Consider the following 19,997-nt stretch of genomic DNA (forward strand, 5'->3'; position numbering starts at 1 on the left):
GGCGGGTGCGCCGGCCGGTCGGCCGGCGCACCCGCCCCTCGTCACTTCCTGAGGTAGAAGGGCTCGCCGGGAGGCGTGGCCGTGGCTGGCAGCAGTGCCAGGTCCAGGCCCCGCACCAGGCGGGCCCTCAGCGTTTCGTCGGCGGCCAGCAGCCGGGCGACCCGCTGGGCCGCCTCGGCCGGTGCGGCGTCCTCGGCCAGGACGAGGGCGAGGGTGCCGTCGGCGCTGCCGGGCCCCAGATGGGCGCGCAGGACGGCGGGCTCGGCGGCGACGGCGGCGCGCACCGCCTCCCGTACCGCCGGGTCGTCGAGCGGGTCCGCGCTGTCGCGGCCCTCCGCGAGGGCCAGCAGCGCGGGGCCGGTCAGCTGGTACGGCACCGGTCCGGCGAGGTCCAGGACCACGGTGTCCGCCTTCTCGTGCGCGGCGGCCTGGAGCGCCTGGTGCAGCGGTACGGCGACGGGGCGGGCGGCGGGGTCCCACAGTGCGAGCGAGGCGATCGAGGTGAAGGCGGGCAGGGCCCGCCGGTCGCCCGCGGTGAGCGTGGGCACGGCCATGTCGCTCGTCTTCTCGCGGCGCAGCCCCGTCTCGGGGTCCTCCTCGACCTCTCCGAGCACGGCCACGACGGGAACCATCAGGCGCGCGTTCCGGAGGGCCTCCAGGACGGGGCCGTGGGCGGTTCTGTCCTCCGCCCAGGCCGCGAGGGCCGCGGCGAGCCGCGGATCGGCGGTGCCGTCGTCGTCGGAGAAACCGGGGTCAGGGATGTTCTTGAGCGCCACCCGACGAGCCTAACCGTCCACGGTCAGGGCGGTGGGCGCGGGACCGGTCGGCGCGGTCGGCATGGTGGGTGCGGTGGGCACGGGGCCGGTCAGCGGGGTGGGCGCGGGCCGGGGAGGCCGGCGCGCCACAGGAGCGCCGCGGCCACGAGCAGCAGCGCGCCGAGGCCTCCGGCGGCCGGGGCGAGCAGGCCGATGGACTCGCTGTCCTCGGGTGCGGGCAGCGGTCCGGGCCCGAAGTACCGCCCTTCGTAACCGGCGGCGGCGTTCTTGGGGTCGGCGCCCTTGAGCGCGGCCCCGGCCCTGATCGCGGCGGCCGGGTCGACCGTCCCGTACCCCTTGGCGTCGCTGCGGCCGGACTTGGGCCGGTTCCGGGCGGTGTCGATGAGGAGCCTCTTGACCTGCGCGGGGGTCAGGTCGGGGTGGGCGGAGCGCACGAGCGCCACGGCGCCGGAGACGAACGCGGCGGCGGCGCTGGTGCCCCAGCCCTCGTAGTAGCGCCGGTCGGGGTCGGCCATCACGATGTGGACGCCGGGGGCGCTGACGGTGGCGTACCAGCGGCTGGTGGAGAAGGAGGCGTGGGTGCCGTAGCGGTCGACGGCGGTGACGGCGATGACGCCGGGATAGGCGGCGGGGTACGAGATGTGGTCGCCCTTCTCGCCGCCGTTGCCGGCCGAGGCGACGACGGAGACGCCCTTGGCGAGGGCGTACTGGACGGCCGCGTCCTCGCCCGCGTCGGGGTGGGCGGACTCGGAGTCGTCGCCGAGGGAGAGGTTGATGACGTCGGCGCCGTGGTCGGCCGCCCAGCGGATGCCCTGGGCGAGAGCGGTGCCACGGGACTTGCGGGCCTTCTCGCGGGCCTTGTCGGTGCCTTCGAGGATGACCCGGACGGGCAGGATCTTCGCGCCGGGCGCGACACCGAGGACACCGTCCTGGCGGCCGGGGCCGTGGCCGTGGCCCGCGATGATGCCGGCCATGGCGGTGCCGTGGCGGGCCCAGGCGCGGTCGCCCCGCTGGGCGCCGAAGCCGATGAGGTCGGTGCCGGGGAGGACGGAGCCGGCGAGGTCGGGGTGGTCCGCGTCGACGCCGGTGTCGAGGACGGCGACGGTGACGCGTTCGCCTTCGGTGGTGCGCCACGCCTCTTGGGTGCGCAGGGCCTCCAGGCCCCATTGGCGGGCCCGGATGGTGTCGGCGTGGGCGGGGGTGGTGGTCGCGGGAAGGACGGTGAAGGCGGCGGCGAGGAGGGTCGCGGCCGCGGCGCGGGGGCGGCGGCGGGTACGGCGTGGGCTCACCGGTCTTCGTCCTTCTTCACGGCTTCGGCGACGGTCTTGCGCAGGCCGCGCTCGATGCCGTCGGCGACGCCCTTGGCCTCGTGGCCGAGACCGGCCTGAGCGGGGGCGGAGGTCCGGTCGGCGGCCATGGCCTCCGCGGCGGGCTCGGGCTGGTCGATGCGGCGGCCGTCGGCGAACCCGGAGACGGAGAAGACGACGACCGGCAGGTCGGCGAGGGAGCGCGTCCACCAGCTGGCGCGCTGGTCGGCGCCGAAGCGTTCGGCGACGGTGCCGGGGGCGGAGAGCGGAGGGGGCACGTCGGTGCCGAGCTGGGTACCGCCCAGGGTCCGCATGGCGGCGGGTTCGGCCCCGGTGAAGGCCAGGCCCACGGTGATGACGCTGCTGGTGGTGGCGTCGGTGTACGTGGCGCGCAGGACGCGGTCGCAGCCGACGGGGCTCAGTGCGGTGAGGACGCTCGCGGGCAGCACGGTCGCCGAGCAGGCGGCGTCGGGGGCGACGACGACGCGCGTCCAGGTCCGGGCGGCCTCCCCGGGGCCGGCGTCGGCGCCGGAGAGGGTGCGCGGGAAGAGGGTGTCCACGGGGGCGCTGTGCCAGAGCGTCTTGGCCTGGGAGTAGCCGACGGGCTCGGCGGGCTTTCCCACGTTCGTGGCGGCGAGGACGACCCCGGTGACGGCGCCGCCGATCAGCCCGAGACCGACGACGAGACACACCCCGGCCGCGACGACCGCCCCGACCCGGCGCTCGCGGATCGGCCGCAGCCGCGTGGTCGTCTCGACAAGCGTCTCGGGCGGCACGGCGTACGCCTGAGGGGCACCGTAGGGCCCGTACGCCTGCGCAGAACCGGCGTGCGCGCGGCTGGGGCTCGCGCCCGGGCGGGCGGCGGACGGGGCCTCCTCCGGCAAGCGCGCGGGGCGGCCGGGGCCCGTGCCCGGGCGGCGGGGGGCCGACGGAACTTCGTCATCCTCCGGCCGCCGCGGGGCGGTCACCGGCAGGGGGCGGGCGGCGGGCGGCGGGTCGGTGTCACGGATGGCGCGCAACCGTGTAGTCGTCTCGACGGCGGGCACGCCGTCGGCGCCGGAGCCCTCGTACGAGGCGCCGCCGCGCGCCCCAGGACGCCCGGCGGAAGCGGGCTCGCCGACAGCCGCCGTACGCGGGTCGCGCGCCGGACGCGGCGGGACGCCGTCGACGGCGGAGCCGTGCGGGTTCCCGGCAGGCCCTGTGGGCCGGTCGCCCGCCGGGCGCGGCGGGGTGGGCGCGTTCGCACGCGAACCGGCGGACGGACGGGGCTGGCCGGCGGCGAACGAGCCTTCGGTGCCTGCGGCAGTACGCGACGACGTCACCTGCGAGGCATCGCCGGCCGGACGCGGCTGAGCCGGGGCGGACACGCCCTCGGCGCCTGCGGCCAGGCGCGGCGCCGGGGTGGCCCAGCCGTCGCCGCCTGCCGGACGCGGCTGAGCAGGGGCAGACGAGCCTTCGATGCCGGCGCCCGAACGCGGCGCGGTGACGTGGGAACCAGCGGGGGACGGACCGGGCTGAGCAGAGGCGGACACGCCGTCGCCGCCTGCGGCCGGGCGCGGCGCCGGGGCGACCCGGCCCTCGGCGCCCGAGGCCGGACGCGGCTGAGCCGGGGCGGACACGCCGCCGTTGCCCGCGGCACCTACCGGGTGCTGCTGGCCAGAGGCAGATGGGCCTTCGGTGCCGGCACCCGGACGCGGCGCGGTGACGCGCGAGCCACCGGCGGACGGACCGGGCTGACCGGAGGCGGACAGGCCGGCGCCGCCTGCGCCCGTGCACGGCACCGGGGCGACCCGGCCATCGACGCCTGCCGCCGTACGCGGCGGAGTCGCGTGCGAGGCGTCGCCCGACTGGCGCGGCTGGGCGGAGGCGGACACGCCCTCAGCGCCCGCAGCCGGGCGCGGCTGAGCGGAGGCGGATACGCCCTCGGTGCCTGACGCGCGCGGCGCCGGGGCGGACTGGTCCTCGGTACCTGCCGCCGTACGCGGCGGGAAGGCGGCCCCGCCCTGCGCGCCCGCCGCCGGGGGTCGTGCGGGTGGGAGGAGCGCGTCGGTGATGCGGGACGCGGGAGGGTGCGCGTCGGTGGTCATACCCGTCCCCCTGGTCGTCCTGGCAATGCCCGTCACTCTACGGGCTGTTCCCCCCAGCACGGGAACCCAGGGGCTACCCCGCCCCCAACCCGTCTGGCAAGCTCGGGCCATGACTCCCCGTGCCGCCGACCGAGCCCGGTACGACCGGGCCACCGCCCACCTCGACGCGCCCGTGGCGATCGTCGACCTGGAGGCGTTCGACGCCAACGCCGAGGACCTCGTCCGCCGGGCCGGTGGCAAGCCGATCCGGGTCGCCAGCAAGTCCGTGCGGTGCCGGGCGCTGTTGGAGCGGGTCCTGGCGCGCGAGGGGTTCGCCGGGATCATGTCGTTCACGCTGGACGAGTCCCTCTGGCTCGCCAGGGCCGGGTTCGACGACGTCCTCCTCGCCTACCCCTCCGCCGACCGCACCGCGTACGGCGAGCTGGCGAACGACCCCAAGCTCGCCGCCGCCGTCACCGTCATGGTCGACGACCCGGCGCAGCTCGATCTGATCGACCACGCCCGGGCGGGCGGCGGCGAGGAGATCCGCGTCTGTCTGGAGCTGGACACCTCGCTCCGGCTGCTGGGCGGCCGGGTGCGGGTCGGCGCGCTGCGTTCCCCGCTGCGCGAGCCGGCCCAGCTCGCCGAGCTGGCCCGGTCCGTCGTCCGCCGGCCCGGCTTCCGGCTCGTCGGGATCATGGCGTACGAGGGCCATGTCGCCGGGGTCGGGGACGCGGTCGCCGGGCGGCCGCTGCGCTCCCGGGCGATCCGGCTGATGCAGTCGGCCGCCCGCAGGGAGCTGGCTGAGCGGCGCGCGGCCGTGGTGCGGGCGGTACGGGCGGTCGCGCCGGACCTGGAGTTCGTCAACGGCGGCGGAACGGGCAGCGTGCAGTACACGGCGGCCGAGGACGCGGTGACGGAGATCGCCGCCGGGTCGGGCCTCTTCGTGCCGCGCCTCTTCGACAACTACACGTCCTTCACCGGCCGCCCGGCCGCCCTCTTCGCCCAGCCCGTCGTCCGCCGGCCCGGCGTCGGGGTGGTGACCGTGCTCGGTGGCGGCTATCCCGCGTCCGGCGCGGCCGGCGTGGACCGGCTGCCCGTCCCGTACCTGCCGGAGGGGTTGCGGTACGACCCTCGGGAGGGGCCGGGCGAGGTGCAGACCCCGCTGATCGGCGGCCCCGCCGACGATCTCCTCATCGGCGACAAGGTGTGGTTCCGGCACGCGAAGGCCGGGGAGCTGTGCGAGCGGTTCGACAGTCTGCGGCTGGTCGAGGGCGACCGGGTCACGGCGACCGTGCCGACGTACCGGGGTGAGGGCCGCACCTTCCTCTGAGCCCCACCACGGGCGTGGGCGAGGTCAGGATCCCGGAGTGAGGGGCGCGCCCACCCCGCCGCTCGTCGTGCTGCCGATGGGGAGGATCCCCTTCGTGATCTCGTCCATCGCGGCGAGCGGCGGCCCTTCCGGACCCGCGTCGAAGGCGAAGCGCACGACGACGGGGGACTCGCTGCCCAGCGGTGACGAGAAGGCCAGCGACTGGACGTAGGCGCCGGGGCCCTTGCCGGTGGTGAGCTGCCAGCGCACGAGGTAGCCGGTGCGTCCGGCGACGACGGCGGGGCGGGCCGCGACCACCTTGTGGGAGACGATGCCGCCGTACGGCCTGTTGCCGAGGACGTCCTCCTCGAAGAAGGCGTCGGCGGCGAGGGCGATGTCCTCCTTGGCGACCGCTTCGGGGGTCGCGGCGTCCGTGCCCGACACCGTACGGGAGTTCACCGTGCCGCGACGGCAGTTGACATCGGCGGCTCCGGGGCAGGGGTAGGTGCCCGTGGTGGCGATCGTGGGTACGCCGCCCGAGATGTACTTCGGCTTCTCCCAGCCCTTGAGGACGGGCAGGGTGATGCCGTTGAGCGGATCGGCGACCCGGGTGGGGTCCTCGGCCGCCGGGCTGGTGGAGGGCGGCGAGGTCGGGGCGGGGCCCGTGGTGCTCGCGCTCGTCGTCGCGGGCGGGCCGGCCGTCCCGGGTTCCTCCCCGTCGTCACCGTCGAGGGCGACGACGCCCGCGACCACGAGGGCCGCCACGACGACGGCCGCCACCGCGGCGAGGGCGACGGTCCGGCCGCGGCCGGGCGACGACGCAGGAGGCACCGCTGCGGGCCGGGTATGGGCGCTCCACGTCGTACCGTCCCACCAGCGTTCGACGGCGGGCGTGGCCGGGTCCGGGTACCAGCCCGGGGGTACGCCGCCGGGCGTGGGGGGAGGGGTCGTCATGCTCATCCGGCCAGCCTAGAGGGCGTGTTCATGACCCGTACACGGAGTCCCGGGAGCACGACAGCCGGGCACCTGCGCGGCGCCCGGCTGTCGTGGGGTGGGGGGCGGGATGGTCTGAACGGCTAGAGCGGCGTCACGTACGCGCCCGAGATGCCGCCGTCGACGAGGAAGTCGGTGGCGTTGATGAAGGAGGAGTCGTCGCTGGCGAGGAAGGCGACGGCGGCCGCGATCTCCTCGGCCTCGGCGAACCGGCCGACCGGAATGTGGACGAGGCGGCGCGCGGCGCGCTCCGGGTCCTTGGCGAACAGCTCCTGGAGCAGCGGGGTGTTGACGGGCCCCGGGCAGAGCGCGTTGACGCGGATGCCCTCGCGGGCGAACTGGACGCCCAGTTCGCGGGACATGGCGAGCACGCCGCCCTTGGAGGCGGTGTACGAGATCTGGCTGGTGGCCGCGCCCATGATGGCGACGAAGGAGGCCGTGTTGATGATCGATCCGCGGCCCTGCCGCCGCATGTAGGGCAGGGCGGCCTTGCAGCAGAGGTAGACGGAGGTGAGGTTGACGTCCTGGACGCGCTTCCATGCCTCCAGTCCGGTGGTGAGGATGGAGTCGTCGTCGGGCGGCGAGATGCCCGCGTTGTTGAAGGCGATGTCGACGGAGCCGTAGGTGTCGAACGCGGTCCTGAAGAGCGCCTCGACCTGCTCGGGATCGACGACGTCGACCTGTACGAAGGTGCCGCCGACCTCCTCCGCCGCCGCCTTGCCCGCGGTCTCGTCGATGTCGCCGCAGACGACGTTGGCGCCTTCGGAGGCGAGCCGGCGGGCGGCGGCGAGTCCGATGCCGCTGCCGGCCCCGGTGATGACGGCGGTACGGCCGACGAGGCGGCGGCAGACGTTCTCGGTGTCGGTGACGGTGTCGGTCATGGTGCTCAGGCCTCCGTGCTCTCGGTGCTCTCGGTGCTGATGAAGACGTTCTTGGTCTCGGTGAAGGCGGTCAGGGCGTCGGGGCCGAGTTCGCGGCCGAGGCCGGACTGCTTGTAGCCGCCGAACGGGGTCCAGTAGCGGACGCTGGAGTGCGAGTTGACGGAGAGGTTCCCCGCCCGGACGGCGCGCGAGACGCGCAGGGCGCGAGCGACGTCGCGGGTCCAGAGGGAGCCGGACAGGCCGTAGTCGGTGGCGTTGGCGAGCCGGATCGCGTCGGCCTCGTCCTCGAAGGGCAGGACGACGGCCACCGGTCCGAAGACCTCCTCGACGGCGCAGGGCGCGTCCTCGGCGACGTCGGTGAGGACGGTCGGCGGGAACCAGAAGCCGGGGCCCTCGGGGGCCTTGCCACGGATGGCGGGGGCGGAGTCGGGGACGTACGCCCGTACGCGCTCCAGTTGGGCTCGCGAGATCAGCGGACCCATCTGGGTCCGCTCGTCGGCCGGGTCGCCGACGACGATCTCCTCGACGGCGGGGGTGAACAGCTCCATGAAGCGGTCGTACACGGACCGCTGGACGAGGACGCGGGTGCGGGCGCAGCAGTCCTGGCCGCTGTTGTCGAGGAAGGCCATCGGCGCCGCCGCGGCCGCCGCCTCGATGTCCGCGTCGGCGAACACGATGTTGGGGCTCTTGCCGCCGAGCTCCAGGGTGAGGCGCTTCACCTGGTCCGCGCACTTCGCCATGATCGACTTGCCGACGCGGGTCGAGCCGGTGAAGACGATCTTGGCGATGCCGGGGTGCCGGACGAGTGCGTCGCCCGCGACGGGTCCCTCGCCCGGCAGGACCTGGAAGAGGCCCTCGGGGAGTCCGGCCTCCAGGGCGAGTTCGGCGAGCCGGAGCGCGGTCAGCGGGGTGGTCTCGGCGGGCTTGAGGAGGACGGCGTTGCCGGCCGCGAGGGCCGGGGCGAGGGCCCAGGCGGCGATGGGCATGGGGAAGTTCCAGGGTGCGATCACGCCGACGACGCCGAGGGGTTCGAGGATCGTGATGTCGAGGCCGCCGGCGACGGGGATCTGGCGGCCGCTGAGCCGTTCCACTCCCCCGGCCGCGAAGTCGAGCAGGTCGCGGACGTTGCCCGCCTCCCAGCGGGCGTTGCCGATGGTGTGGCCGGCCTCGCGGACCTCGAGGAGGGCCAGCTCCTCGTTGTGGGCGTCGACGACGGCGGCGAAGCGGCGCAGCAGCCGGGCCCGGTCGGCGGGGGCGGCGGCCGCCCATCCGCGCTGGGCATCGGCCGCTCGCACGACGGCGGCGTCGACGTCGGCCGGCGTGGCGGCGGGGACGGTCGCGACGACCTCCTCGGTCGCCGGGTTCAGTACCTGAAGCAAGGTGGTCCTCACATCGTCCTCACATGCGTTCGAAGGAGCGGCGCAGCTCCCAGTCGGTCACCGCGGCGTCGTACGCGTCGAGTTCGACGCGTGCCATGTTGCGGTAGTGGGCGACGACCTCGTCGCCGAAGGCGGCCTTGGCGATGGCGCTGGTCTCCCAGAGTTCGGCGGCCTCGCGCAGGGTGGTGGGGACGTGGGCGTAGTCGGCGGTGTAGGCGTTGCCGTCACAGGCCGGGGGGAGTTCGAGGCGCTGCTCGATGCCGTACAGGCCGGCGGCGACCAGTCCGGCGACGGCGAGGTGGGGGTTGACGTCCCCGCCGGGGAGGCGGTTCTCGAAGCGCATGGAGCGGCCGTGGCCGACGACGCGCAGGGAGCAGGTGCGGTTGTCGACGCCCCAGGCGACGGCGGTGGGGGCGAAGGAGCCGGGCTGGAAGCGTTTGTAGGAATTGATGTTGGGGGCGTAGAGGAGGGAGAAGTCGCGCAGGGCGGCGAGCTGTCCGGCGAGGAAGTGGCGCATGACGTCGGACATTCCGTCCGGTCCGTCACCTGCCATGACGTTGCGGCCCGGTTCGTCGATGGACTGCAGGGAGAGGTGGATGTGGCAGGAGTTGCCCTCGCGCTCGTTGTACTTCGCCATGAAGGTGAGCGAGACGCCCTCCTGGGCGGCGATCTCCTTGGCGCCCGTCTTGTAGACGGCGTGCTGGTCGCAGGTGACGAGGGCCTCGTCGTACTTGAAGGCGATCTCGTGCTGTCCCGGATTGCACTCGCCCTTGGCGGACTCGACGGTCAGTCCGGCGGCGGCCATCTCGTTGCGGATGCGGCGCAGGAGGGGTTCGACGCGGCCGGTGCCCAGGATGGAGTAGTCGACGTTGTACTGGTTCACGGGGGTCAGGCCCCGGTAGTTCGCGTCCCAGGCCTGTTCGTAGCTGTCCTTGAAGACGATGAACTCGAGCTCCGTGCCCACGTGGGCGGTGTAGCCGTGTTCGGCGAGCCGTTCCAGCTGGCGGCGGAGGATCTGGCGGGGTGCGGCGACGACGGGTGAGCCGTCGCTCCAGGCGAGGTCGGCGATGAGCATCGCCGTACCCTCGTTCCAGGGGACGCGGCGCAGGGTGGAGAGGTCGGGGCGCATGGCGAAGTCGCCGTAGCCGTGGTCCCAGGAGGACATCTCGTATCCGTCGACCGTGTTCATCTCGGCGTCGACGGCCAGGAGATAGTTGCAGCCCTCGGTGCCGTGGTCGAGGACCTCGTCGAGGAAGAACGGTGCGGCGAACCGCTTGCCCTGGAGCCTGCCCTGCATGTCGGGGAAGGCCAGGACCACGGTGTCGATCTCACCGCTCGCGACGAGGGCACGCAGCTCCTCGACGGAGAGCGGGGCTTTGCGGTCTGCCACGGGATTACTCCTCCTTCGGCCTGCCGGGAGCCATAAGGTATTGCGGAAGACCATTGCTTGGGAAGGGGAAACCAGAACGTGTCCAGTACGAGTGAATCGGCGGACCGGCTGACGCCCGTGCTGCGCCCCGTCCGGGCGGGCAACGGTTTCGAGGAAGCCCTGGAGCAGATCCTGCAGGTGGTACGGCTCGGGCTCGTTCCCGGCGGGGAGCGGCTGCCGGCCGAACGGGAGCTGGCCGAGCGGATGGGGATCAGCCGGGTGACCCTGCGCGAGGTGCTGAAGGTCCTCCAGGAGCAGGGGCTCGTGGAGAGCCGGCGCGGACGGTACGGCGGAACGTTTGTGCGGCAGCGTCCGCAGACGGCCGGCGAGGACGAGCTGCGGCGCCGGATCGCTTCCGTCGACGTCGAGGACACCCTGCGGTTCCGGGAGGTCCTGGAGGTCGGCGCGGCGGGGCTCTGCGCGGCGCACGGCCTCGACGAGGCGGGCGCGGGACGGCTGCGCGCGGCGCTCGCGGCGACGCACGACGCCCCGCTGGCCGACTACCGCCGCCAGGACACGCTGCTGCACCTCACTCTGGCCGAGCTGTCGGGTTCGCCGTCGCTCACGGCGCAGTACGCGGCCGTCCGGGCGACGGTCAACGACCTGCTGGACTGCATCCCGCTGCTCGTACGCAATCTGGAGCACTCGCAGCACCAGCACACCGCCCTGGTGGAGGCGATCCTCGACGGCGACGTGGACGCGGCGCGCGAGGTGATGCGCGAACACTGCGGCGGCACGGCGGCGCTGCTGCGGGGCTTCCTGACCTGACCCCCAAACCGACGGCGCCTACGACAGGCGAGTGAGCCGAAGTGCGCGCGGGCGTCGAAAGGGAGAACGCGCGCAGGCGGCGAGGAACGAGCCGCCGAGCACGGCCGACCGTCGACGCACGCACCAAGCGCCCTGTGGGGTCCCCCCGGCGAAGCCAGGGGGAGAACCGAGCCCCGAGAAATTTGGCGCCGCCCGTAACGCGAAAGTAACGCACGGGGGTTGCGTTCCGTCAGGGTCAACGCAAAGGTATGGGGCCAATCCATTGGTCCCGCTGCGGGGAGCTGACGCTGCCATGACGCTCGAAGACACCACCGGGGACAAGACCGCGCCCGACGACTATCTCGAACGCCGCGCCCTGCGGCGCGGCAGCGCCGGCTGGCTGCTGCTCACCGGCCTCGGCGTCGCCTATGTCGTCTCCGGCGACTTCTCCGGCTGGAACATCGGCCTGTCCAAGGGCGGCTTCGGCGGGCTGGCCGTCGCCACCGTCCTGATGGGCGCGATGTACGCCTGTCTGGTCTTCGCGCTGGCGGAGCTCTCGGCCATCCTGCCCACCGCGGGCGGCGGTTACGGCTTCGCTCGCCGGGCGCTGGGCACCTGGGGCGGGTTCCTGACCGGCACCGCCATCCTCATCGAGTACATCCTCGCCCCCGCCGCGATCTCCATCTTCATCGGCGACTACGTCGAATCGCTCGGCCTGTTCGGCTTGGAGTCGGGCTGGCCGGTCTATCTCGCCTGCTTCGTGATCTTCATCGGGATCCATCTGTGGGGCGTGGGCGAGGCCCTGCGCTTCAGCCTCGTCGTGACGGCGATCGCGGTCGCCGCCCTGGTCGTCTTCGCCCTGGGCGCGCTGAGCGACTTCCACGTCGACGGGCTGAACGACATCCCGGTCGACGACACGGCGCTCGGCGCCAACTCCTGGCTGCCGTACGGGCTCCTCGGGATCTGGGCGGCGTTCCCGTTCGGCATGTGGTTCTTCCTCGGCGTGGAGGGCGTGCCGCTCGCGGCGGAGGAGGCGAAGGACCCGGTCCGTTCGATGCCGAAGGCCCTGGCGATCTCCATGGGCGTCCTGGTGCTGCTGGCCGTGGTGACCTTCCTCGCCGCGACGGGGGCTCGCGGCTCGGCGGCCATCCAGGAGGCGGGCAACCCGCTGGTGGTGGCGCTGCAGGGCGACGGGGAGCCGACGGCGCTCAGCCGGTTCGTGAACTACGCCGGTCTCGCGGGGCTCGTGGCGTCGTTCTTCTCCCTCATCTACGCCGGTTCGCGGCAGCTCTTCGCCCTGTCCAGGGCCGGGTACCTGCCCCGGTTCCTGTCCCTGACCAGCCGTCGCAGATCGCCGTACCTGGGACTGCTCATCCCGGGCGCCATCGGCTTCGCGCTCGCGGCGGGCACCGGGAACGGGGCGCGGATGCTGAACATCGCGGTGTTCGGCGCCACCATCTCGTACGCCCTGATGGCGCTCTCCCACATCGTGCTGCGCCGCCGGGAGCCCGGGCTGCACCGGCCGTACCGGACCCCGGGCGGTGTCGTGACCTCGTCGGTGGCGTTCGCGCTCGCCCTGTCGGCGCTGGTGGCGACGTTCCTGGTGGACAAGGACGCGGCGTTCATCGCGCTCGGGGTCTACGTGATCGCCCTCGCCTACTTCGCGTTCTACAGTCGCCACCATCTGGTGGCCAAGGCGCCGGAGGAGGAGTTCGCGGCGCTGGCGGCGGCCGAGGCCGAGCTGGAACGCCCCTGACTCCCCCTCGTTTCTCCCGGAGGCATGACGTGACCAAGCCGCTCATCGGCGTGACGACCTATCTGGACCAGGCCCGCTGGGGTGTGTGGGACATGCGCGCCGCGCTCCTTCCCGCACAATATCCGCGCCTGGTGCAGGCGAGCGGCGGCCTGGCGGCGATGCTCCCGCCGGACGACCCGGCCTCGGCGGCGGGGGTGGTGGCGCGGCTCGACGGCCTGGTGGTCGCGGGCGGCGCGGATGTGGAGCCGGTACGGTACGGGGCCGCGCCCGACCCGCGTACCGGCCCGCCCGCCCGGGAGAGGGACGCGTGGGAACTGGCGCTCATCGAGGCGGCGCTCTCCGGCGGAGTCCCGGTGCTCGGCATCTGCCGGGGGATGCAGCTCCTGAACGTGGCGCTCGGCGGCACGCTCGTGCAGCACCTGGACGGTCATGTGGAGTCGGTCGGTGTGATCGGCCGCCACGCGGTGAAGCCGGTCCCGGGCTCGCGGTACGCCTCCTTGGTGCCCGAGCTGACGTCCGTACCGACCTATCACCACCAGGCGGTGGACCGCCTCGGCACGGGCCTGGCGGCCTCGGCGTACGCGGAGGACGGCACGGTGGAGGCGGTGGAACTGGCGGACCCGGCCTGGGTGCTGGGCGTGCAGTGGCACCCGGAGATGGGCGAGGACCCGCGCGTGATGCGGGGCCTGGTGCGGGCGGCGGGCGGGGGCGACTGAGCCTTGGGGCTCTTGCCGGGGCCTTGGTTGGGCCCTTGGGGCTCTTGCCGGGGCCTTGGTTGGCCCTTGGGGGTCTTAGGACCGGGCGCTCCCGCGGGCGGGCGCTCCGGGGAGCCGTCCGCCCTGCCGCACGGCCGGGCGGCCCCCGGCCGGGTCACCCCCGGGTCAGCGAGAGCAGGTCGCGTGCCGGGCCCGTCGGGCGGTGGCCGGTGGGCCAGACCGCTCGGAGGTCGCGGCGCAGCAGGACGCCCTCGACCGGGATCGCGACCAGGCGGCGAGAGGCCAGTTCCTCCGCGACCGCGAGTTCGCTCAGGACCGCCGGGCCCGCGCCGCTGACCGCCGCCGCCTTCACGGCCGTGGTGGACGCCAGTTCCAGGAGCGGCTGGGCGAGGCCGCCGTGGGCGGAGAGGGCGGAGTCGAGGACCTGGCGGGTGCCCGAGCCGCGTTCGCGCAGGATCAGCGGGGTGGCCGCCAGTTCGCCGGGCTCCAGCGGCCTGCGACGGCGGGCCCACGGGTGGGACGGGGAGGCGACCACGGCGAGCCGGTCGTGAGCGACCACCGCGCCGTCGAGCCCCTCCGGCACCGCGAGCCCCTCCACGAACCCGAGGTCCGCCTCGCCCGCCAACAGCCGCTCGGCGACCGCCGCCGAATTCCCGGCCAGCAGCGACACGGCCGTGTCGGGCCGCCCCGCGCGCAGGGCGATCAGCCACCCCGGCAGCAGGTACTCGGCGATCGTCATCGAGGCGGCGACCCGCAGCCGCGAGTCGCGGCGTCCGCGCAGCGCCTGCGCACCCACGTCGAACGCCTCCGCCGCCTCCACGATCCGGCGCGCCCAGTCCGTCACCAGCGCGCCCGCGTCCGTGAGCCGGGAACCGCGCGGTGAGCGGTCCACCAGGGCCACCCCGAGCTGCCGCTCCATGGAACGGATCCGGCTGCTCGCCGCGGGCTGGGTGATCCCGACCTCCCGGGCGGCCCGCCCCAGGCTCCCGTGGCGGGCGACGGCGAGGAGCAGTTCGAGCGCCCCGAGGTCCGGGACCCGGTGGGACAGGGGGGCCGTCATACCGCTCTCACTGCTCGCACTGCTCATAAAGTCAGCTTATGACGTCATAGCATCGAGATCCCTGGCCGGGACCGCGCACCCGTACGATGGTGGGTCCATGGCAACCCTCGCGCCTTCCCGTCCGGCCCCCCTCGCCACCACCCCCGGCGTGCGGGCGGCCGCGGTCCGCCACCTCGGCCCCCACTGGTACGCCTGCGTGATGGGCACCGCCATCGTCGCCACCGCGGGAGCGACCCTCCCCGTGCACGTCCCGGGACTCCGCACCGCCTGCACGGCCGTCTGGGCGCTCTCCCTCGCCCTGCTCCTGGCCCTGCTCACGGCCCGCGCCCTGCACTGGGCACACCATCGCGACCGGGCCCGCGAGCATCTGATGGACCCGGCCGTGGCCCCGTTCTACGGCTGCCTGTCGATGGCTCTGCTCGCGGTCGGCGGCGGCACGATGATCGTCGGCAAGGACTGGATCGGGCTCCCGGCGGCCGTCGCCGTCGACACCGTCCTGTTCACCGCCGGCACGGCCGTCGGCCTGGCGGCCGCGGTGACGATCCCGTACCTCATGGTGGCGCGTCACCGGATCGAGAGCGCCTCACCGGTGTGGCTGCTGCCCGTCGTCGCGCCGATGGTCTCCGCCGCGCTCGGCCCGCTGCTCGTGCCGCATCTGCCCGCCGGGCAGGCCCAGCAGACGCTCCTGATCGCCTGCCACGCCATGTTCGGCATCAGCCTGCTCGCGACCCTCGTCATGCTGCCGCTGATCTTCGGCCGCCTGGTCACCGGCGGCCCGCTGCCGCTCGCGCTCACCCCGACCCTCTTCCTGGTCCTCGGCCCCCTGGGCCAGTCGACCACCGCCGCGAGCAAGTTCGCCGACGCCGCCCCGGGCGTGCTGCCCGCTCCGTACGCCACGGGATTCGCCGCGTTCGCCGTCCTGTACGGCGTGCCCGTGACCGGCTTCGCGCTGCTGTGGCTGGCCCTCGCGGGGGCGATGGTGGTGCGGGCGCGGCGCCAGGGCATGGGTTTCGCGATGACATGGTGGGCGTTCACCTTCCCGGTCGGCACCTGCGTGACGGGCGCGGAGGGGCTCGCGCTGCACACCGGGCTCGATGTCTTCCGCTGGCTGGCGGTGGGGTTGTACGCGTTCCTGGTCGCGGCCTGGCTGGTATCCGGCTGCCACACCGTACGGGGGCTGGTCAGCGGCGCGCTGCTCGCAGGGCCCGGCCCAGTACGGCCGGCGCCTCGCGCAGTGACGGCCCGTACCACGTGAGATGGCGTCCGCTGACGAGCGCGGCGGGCGTCCCGGGGAAGGCTTCGGGCCCGTCGTCGGGCGTGAAGCGGTAGGGCTCGTCGGGCAGGACGACGAGGTCGGCTCCGGCGGTCCGGAGCTCGTCGAGGGGGACGCGCGGATAGCGCTCGGCGTGATCGGCGTACAGCTGGTCGACCCCGAGCCGCGCGAGCAGGTCCCCGGCGAAGGTGTCGCGGCCCAGGACCATCCAGGGGCGGCGCCAGATCGGCACGACGGCGGTCCGCGGCGGTGCGGCCGGCTCCACGGCGGCCCACGCCCGCTCCGCCTCGTCCAGCCAGCGGGGCCGCGCGGTCGCACCGCAGGCCCGCAGCACCCGGTCGAGCTCGCTGAACGCCTGGTCGAGCGTGCGGACCTCGGTGACCAGCACGTCCAGGCCGGCGGCGCGCAGGGCGGCCAGGTCGGGGGCGCGGTTCTCCTCCTCGTTGGCGATCACGAGGTCGGGGCGCAGGGCGGTGATCGCGGGGACGTCGGGGTTCTTGGTGCCCCCGATCCGTACGGCGTCGAGAGCGGCCGGGTGCGTGCACCAGTCGGTGGCGGCAACGACGGCGGCGGGGGCGGTGACGGCGACGGCCTCCGTCAGCGAGGGGACCAGCGAGACGACACGGGCCACCGGGCTCATACGTCGCCGGCCTCGATGTGGTCGGCGACGGCGACGACGAGGAGGCGGGTGCCGGGCTCGGTGCAGCGCCACCGGTGCCGTACGCCTCCGGAGAGGTGGAGCGTGTCGCCGCGGGCGAGGCGGTAGGCGCGCCCCTCGGCCTCGACCTCGACGGAGCCTTCGGCGACGTGGAGCAACTCGTCGTTGCGGTGCTGGAATTCACGTCCGGCGTCCTGCTCGCCGGTGAACTCCAGGGCGTGCAGCTGGTGCCGGCCCCGCACCAGGGGGCGTACCCCGGCGGGCATGTCGTCCGCTGCCTCGCCGGCCCGGACCACCTCGACCGTACGGGCGGACTCGGCGGCGGCGAGCAGTTCGCCCGCCGTGGTGTCCAGGGCCTCGGCGACGAGCTGGAGGGAACGCGTGCTGGGGCGGGCTCGCTCGTTCTCGATCTGGCTGAGGAAGGGGACGGACAGCCCGCTGCGGGAGGCGACGACGGCGAGGGTGAGCTGAAGCGCTCTGCGCCGCCTCTTGACGGCCACGCCCACGCGCGGTGATTCCTTGTCGTCCATGCCGGCTCCCTCCCTCGTGCCCTCGTGCCGTGACGCGTGTGCCGTGTGCCGCGTACTGGTCGGTTACCTGCACCTTACGCAGCTTTGGGGCGTGGTTTCGCGTCGTGGCGAAAAGGGGTGGCCGCCGAATACGCTCGGCGACCACCCCTTTTCGGACAGGAGTCAGAATTCCCTCGACCGGACCTCGGCCGGACCCCTACTGCGGGGTCAGCTTCTCGACGAGGCCGGGGTTCTTCTCCAGCCAGGCGCGGACCGCCTCCTGCTCCTTGCCCTTGCCGGTCTCCTGGATGACGGCTTCGAGATCGGTGAGCTGCTTCTCGGTCAGCCGGAAGTTCTTCAGCCAGGAGCCGATCTCCGGGTTGTCGGCGGTGAAGCCCTTGCGGGCGAGGGTGTGGACGCCGTCGCCCTTGCCCCAGCTGCCCTTCGGGTCCTTGAGCTTCTTCAGGTCGTAGGTGGCGTACGCCCAGTGCGGCGACCAGAGCGTGACGACGACCGGTTCCTTCTTGTCGTACGCGCGCTTCAGCTCGGAGAGCATGCCGGGCGTCGAGCCGTCGAGGACCTTGTACTCGCCCTTCAGGCCGTAGTCGTCGAGGACCTTGTCCTTGAGGATGCCCATCATTCCGGCGCTCGGCTCGATGCCGACGATCCGGCCCTTGAACTGTCCGGCCTTGCCCTTGAGGTCGTCGAGGGAGTCGACGTCCTTCATGTACGACGGTACGGACAGTTCCAGGGAGGTGGGTCCGTACCAGGAGCCGAGGTCCTCAAGCTTGTTCCGGTACTTCTCCCAGTACTGGGCGTGGGTGACGGGCAGCCAGGCGTCGGTCTGGAAGTCGATCTGGCCGCCGGCGAGGCCGGTGTAGAGCGCGCCGGCCTCCAGCTGCTTGGTGTCGACCTCGTAGCCGCGCCGTTCCAGGAGTTCCTTCCAGAGGAAGGTGGAGGCGATCCCCTCGTCCCAGGGGATGTAGCCGAGGCTGATCTTCTTGCCGTGACCGGTGTTCTCGCCGTCGGAGGCGGCGGTGCCGGCCTGCTTGCCGGCGCCGAGGAAGCCCATGCCGCCCGCCACGAGCGCGAGGACGACGACGCCGACGAGGGCGGTGACGGGCTGCGGGCGGTGGCCCCAGACCTTGGCCCCGGTGCGGGCCGAGACCGCGGCGCGCGCCTTGGCGAGCGCCCGGCGGCCGAGCGGCGAGACCTGGCGGCCGAGCGCGCCGGTGATCCGGTCCAGGTACATGGCGAGGATGACGATGGAGATGCCCGCCTCGAAGCCGAGACCGATGTCGACGTTGCCGATGGCGCGGTAGACCGCGCCGCCGAGCCCGCCGCCGCCGACCATGCCGGCGATGACGACCATCGACAGGCCCAGCATGATCACCTGGTTGATGCCGGCCATGATCGTGGGCAGGGCGAGCGGCAGCTGCACGCGCAGCAGGGTGGCGCGCGGGGTCGTGCCGAACGCCTCGGCGGCTTCGACGAGTTCGCCGTCGACCTGGCGGATGCCGAGTTCGGTCATGCGGACGCCCGGAGGCAGGGCGAAGACGATGGTGGCGATGATGCCGGGGACCACGCCGACGCCGAAGAAGATGATGCCGGGGATCAGGTAGACCATCGCCGGCATGGTCTGCATGAAGTCCAGGACCGGGCGCAGTACGGCGCTGACGGTCTTGGAGCGGGCCGCCCAGATGCCGAGCGGGACGGCGATCACCAGGGTGACGAGGGTGGCGACGAGGACCAGGGAGAGGGTCGACATGGCGTCGTCCCACAACTCGATGGAGTCCACGAGCGCGAAGCCGGCGAAGGCGAGCAGACCGGCGGCCAGACCGCGCAGCCACCAGGCGACGACGGCGAGGATGCCGGCGAAGAGCAGCGGCTCGGGTGCGGAGAGGACCGCGTCGATCCCGTCGTAGAGACCGGTGACGCCGGTGCTGATGGCGTCGAAGAGCCAGGAGAGCTGGGCCTGGAGCCAGTCGACGCCGCTGTCGACCCAGTTGCCGAGGGGGAGCCTAGGCATGGGCGGCCACCTCCTCGGTGCCGGTGGTGCAGGCAAGGGGCGGGCGCTGCTCGTCCCCGATGAAGCCGATCAGCCGGGACTGCGGTACGACTCCGAGGACCGCGCCGTCGGCGTCCTTGACGGCCACCGGGTGCGGGACGCGGGCGCTGACCGCGCAGAGGTCGGCGACGAGGGTGTCGGGGCCGACGGTCTCGCAGTCGCAGGCGTCCGGCGCGGGGTGCTCGGGGGTGGTCATCACGGCGGCGGCCGTGAGGACACGGGAGCGGTCGACGTCCTGGATGAAGGAGGTGACGTAGTCGTTGGCGGGGCGGATCAGGATGTCCTCGGCGGTGCCGAGCTGGACGATCCGGCCGTCGCGCATCACCGCGATCCGGTCGCCGAGGCGCATCGCCTCGTTGAGGTCGTGGGTGATGAAGACGATGGTCTTCTTGAGCCGCTTCTGCAGTTCGAGGAGCTGGTCCTGCATGTCGCGGCGGATCAGCGGGTCGAGGGCGCTGAACGACTCGTCCATGAGGAGCAGGTCTGCGTCGGTGGCGAGCGCCCGGGCGAGCCCGACGCGCTGCTGCATGCCGCCGGAGAGCTCGTCGGGCCAGGACTTCTCCCAGCCGGCGAGGCCGCACAGCTCCAGGGCCTCGGCGGCGCGCGCGTGGCGCTCGGCGCGCGGGACGCCCTGGACCTCCAGGCCGTAGGCGGCGTTCTCCAGCACGCTGCGGTGCGGGAAGAGCGCGAAGTGCTGGAAGACCATGCTGATCTTGGTGGACCGTACGGTGCGCAGATCGCGGGGGCTCAGCGCGGTGAGGTCCTTGCCGTCGAAGAGGACGCGGCCGGCGGTGGGCTCCAGCAGTCCGTTGAGCATGCGCAGGAGTGTGGACTTCCCGGACCCGGAGAGACCCATCACGACGAAGATCTGGCCGGGCTCGACGGTGAAGGACGCGTCGATGACCGCCGCCGTCGCGCCGTCGGCACGGAGCTCGTCGCGGTCCGCCCCTTCGGCCAGCTTCTTGACGGCTTCCTCGGGTCGTCTGCCGAACACTTTGTACAGGTGGTCGGCCTGGAGCCTGGACACATACACCTCACGCGTCGAAACGAAAAACGGCCCGCCACCC

18 protein-coding genes are annotated in these 19,997 nt (G+C 73.6%); 6 read left to right on the forward strand and 12 right to left on the reverse strand.

Features of this window, described 5'->3' with window-relative positions:
* Positions 1-41: 41 nt before the first annotated feature.
* The 3 genes from ACIRB4_RS13740 to ACIRB4_RS13750 form a co-directional block, all read right to left on the reverse strand.
* Entirely contained in the window at positions 42-776 is a 735-nt protein-coding gene (locus tag ACIRB4_RS13740; protein WP_403290889.1) for an SseB family protein, read from the reverse strand.
* A gap of 89 nt (positions 777-865) precedes the next feature.
* On the reverse strand, positions 866-2,065 hold the full coding sequence (gene mycP / locus ACIRB4_RS13745; RefSeq protein WP_403290891.1) for a type VII secretion-associated serine protease mycosin: 1,200 nt from the start codon (positions 2,063-2,065) through the stop codon (positions 866-868).
* Positions 2,062-3,450, reverse strand: coding sequence for a hypothetical protein (locus ACIRB4_RS13750; RefSeq protein ID WP_403290894.1), 1,389 nt, complete (start codon positions 3,448-3,450; stop codon positions 2,062-2,064). Before ACIRB4_RS13750 ends, mycP begins: the two co-directional genes overlap by 4 nt.
* 120 nt (positions 3,451-3,570) lie before the next feature.
* Here ACIRB4_RS13750 and ACIRB4_RS13755 point away from each other — a divergent pair, with 120 nt between their 5' ends.
* Together ACIRB4_RS13755 and ACIRB4_RS13760 are read left to right on the forward strand one after the other, a co-directional pair.
* Positions 3,571-4,017, forward strand: coding sequence for a hypothetical protein (locus ACIRB4_RS13755; RefSeq protein WP_403290896.1), 447 nt, complete (start codon positions 3,571-3,573; stop codon positions 4,015-4,017).
* A 262-nt stretch (positions 4,018-4,279) separates the two neighbouring features.
* Positions 4,280-5,482: an amino acid deaminase/aldolase gene (locus tag ACIRB4_RS13760; RefSeq protein WP_403290899.1), complete on the forward strand. Its 1,203-nt coding sequence runs from the start codon at positions 4,280-4,282 to the stop codon at positions 5,480-5,482.
* Positions 5,483-5,506: 24 nt separating this feature from the next.
* On the opposite strand, the gene ACIRB4_RS13765 is transcribed toward ACIRB4_RS13760, so the two are convergent.
* The 4 genes from ACIRB4_RS13765 to ACIRB4_RS13780 all read right to left on the reverse strand — a co-directional run bounded on the left by ACIRB4_RS13765 (position 5,507) and on the right by ACIRB4_RS13780 (position 10,104).
* A complete protein-coding gene (locus tag ACIRB4_RS13765) occupies positions 5,507-6,421 on the reverse strand; it encodes a DUF2510 domain-containing protein (protein ID WP_403290901.1) in 915 nt (304 codons plus the stop codon).
* A gap of 116 nt (positions 6,422-6,537) precedes the next feature.
* The gene (locus ACIRB4_RS13770) at positions 6,538-7,335 is read right to left on the reverse strand and encodes a 3-oxoacyl-ACP reductase (RefSeq protein WP_403290904.1); all 798 of its coding nucleotides are present in this window, start codon (positions 7,333-7,335) and stop codon (positions 6,538-6,540) included.
* A gap of 5 nt (positions 7,336-7,340) precedes the next feature.
* Positions 7,341-8,714, reverse strand: coding sequence for an aldehyde dehydrogenase family protein (locus ACIRB4_RS13775; RefSeq protein ID WP_403290907.1), 1,374 nt, complete (start codon positions 8,712-8,714; stop codon positions 7,341-7,343).
* Between the two features lie 19 nt (positions 8,715-8,733).
* Positions 8,734-10,104: a glutamine synthetase family protein gene (locus ACIRB4_RS13780; RefSeq protein ID WP_403290910.1), complete on the reverse strand. Its 1,371-nt coding sequence runs from the start codon at positions 10,102-10,104 to the stop codon at positions 8,734-8,736.
* 78 nt (positions 10,105-10,182) lie between these two features.
* Between ACIRB4_RS13780 and ACIRB4_RS13785 the strand changes: the two genes are divergently transcribed.
* From ACIRB4_RS13785 to ACIRB4_RS13795, 3 genes are all read left to right on the forward strand, one after another.
* Positions 10,183-10,911: a FadR/GntR family transcriptional regulator gene (locus ACIRB4_RS13785; RefSeq protein ID WP_403290913.1), complete on the forward strand. Its 729-nt coding sequence runs from the start codon at positions 10,183-10,185 to the stop codon at positions 10,909-10,911.
* 292 nt (positions 10,912-11,203) lie between these two features.
* Positions 11,204-12,646, forward strand: a complete 1,443-nt coding sequence (eat, locus tag ACIRB4_RS13790) for an ethanolamine permease (protein ID WP_403290916.1) — start codon at positions 11,204-11,206, stop codon at positions 12,644-12,646.
* A 29-nt stretch (positions 12,647-12,675) separates the two neighbouring features.
* Complete coding sequence (locus tag ACIRB4_RS13795; RefSeq protein WP_403290919.1) at positions 12,676-13,362, forward strand: gamma-glutamyl-gamma-aminobutyrate hydrolase family protein; 687 nt, start codon at positions 12,676-12,678, stop codon at positions 13,360-13,362.
* Positions 13,363-13,516: 154 nt separating this feature from the next.
* On the opposite strand, the gene ACIRB4_RS13800 is transcribed toward ACIRB4_RS13795, so the two are convergent.
* Positions 13,517-14,449: a LysR family transcriptional regulator gene (locus ACIRB4_RS13800; protein ID WP_403290922.1), complete on the reverse strand. Its 933-nt coding sequence runs from the start codon at positions 14,447-14,449 to the stop codon at positions 13,517-13,519.
* A 70-nt stretch (positions 14,450-14,519) separates the two neighbouring features.
* On the opposite strand from ACIRB4_RS13800, the gene ACIRB4_RS13805 reads away from it, so the two are divergent.
* Entirely contained in the window at positions 14,520-15,677 is a 1,158-nt protein-coding gene (locus ACIRB4_RS13805) for a TDT family transporter (protein WP_403290924.1), read from the forward strand.
* Here ACIRB4_RS13805 and ACIRB4_RS13810 read toward each other — a convergent pair.
* The 4 genes from ACIRB4_RS13810 to ACIRB4_RS13825 form a co-directional block, all read right to left on the reverse strand.
* A complete protein-coding gene (locus tag ACIRB4_RS13810; RefSeq protein WP_403290927.1) occupies positions 15,604-16,335 on the reverse strand; it encodes a helical backbone metal receptor in 732 nt (243 codons plus the stop codon). The two genes, ACIRB4_RS13805 and ACIRB4_RS13810, sit on opposite strands and share 74 nt — an antisense overlap.
* Positions 16,332-16,883, reverse strand: a complete 552-nt coding sequence (locus ACIRB4_RS13815) for a helix-turn-helix domain-containing protein (RefSeq protein ID WP_403290930.1) — start codon at positions 16,881-16,883, stop codon at positions 16,332-16,334. The genes ACIRB4_RS13810 and ACIRB4_RS13815 overlap by 4 nt, the downstream gene beginning before the upstream one ends.
* A gap of 196 nt (positions 16,884-17,079) precedes the next feature.
* A complete protein-coding gene (locus tag ACIRB4_RS13820) occupies positions 17,080-18,891 on the reverse strand; it encodes an ABC transporter permease/substrate binding protein (RefSeq protein ID WP_403290932.1) in 1,812 nt (603 codons plus the stop codon).
* Positions 18,884-19,957, reverse strand: coding sequence for a glycine betaine/L-proline ABC transporter ATP-binding protein (locus ACIRB4_RS13825; RefSeq protein WP_403290934.1), 1,074 nt, complete (start codon positions 19,955-19,957; stop codon positions 18,884-18,886). The genes ACIRB4_RS13820 and ACIRB4_RS13825 overlap by 8 nt, the downstream gene beginning before the upstream one ends.
* Positions 19,958-19,997 lie beyond the last annotated feature (40 nt).

The sequence above is a fragment of the Streptomyces sp. NPDC093600 genome, from assembly GCF_044764755.1.
Taxonomy (GTDB): domain Bacteria; phylum Actinomycetota; class Actinomycetes; order Streptomycetales; family Streptomycetaceae; genus Streptomyces.

Bases quoted from the DNA above. Each gene is read 5' to 3' on its own strand.
- ACIRB4_RS13810 (WP_403290927.1), bottom strand. From the start codon at position 16,335: ATGAGCCCGGTGGCCCGTGTCGTCTCGCTGGTCCCCTCGCTGACGGAG.
- ACIRB4_RS13800 (WP_403290922.1), bottom strand. From the start codon at position 14,449: ATGAGCAGTGCGAGCAGTGAGAGCGGTATGACGGCCCCCCTGTCCCAC.
- ACIRB4_RS13770 (WP_403290904.1), bottom strand. From the start codon at position 7,335: ATGACCGACACCGTCACCGACACCGAGAACGTCTGCCGCCGCCTCGTC.
- eat (WP_403290916.1), top strand. From the start codon at position 11,204: ATGACGCTCGAAGACACCACCGGGGACAAGACCGCGCCCGACGACTAT.
- ACIRB4_RS13815 (WP_403290930.1), bottom strand. From the start codon at position 16,883: ATGGACGACAAGGAATCACCGCGCGTGGGCGTGGCCGTCAAGAGGCGG.
- ACIRB4_RS13765 (WP_403290901.1), bottom strand. From the start codon at position 6,421: ATGAGCATGACGACCCCTCCCCCCACGCCCGGCGGCGTACCCCCGGGC.
- ACIRB4_RS13760 (WP_403290899.1), top strand. From the start codon at position 4,280: ATGACTCCCCGTGCCGCCGACCGAGCCCGGTACGACCGGGCCACCGCC.
- ACIRB4_RS13805 (WP_403290924.1), top strand. From the start codon at position 14,520: ATGGCAACCCTCGCGCCTTCCCGTCCGGCCCCCCTCGCCACCACCCCC.
- ACIRB4_RS13820 (WP_403290932.1), bottom strand. From the start codon at position 18,891: ATGCCTAGGCTCCCCCTCGGCAACTGGGTCGACAGCGGCGTCGACTGG.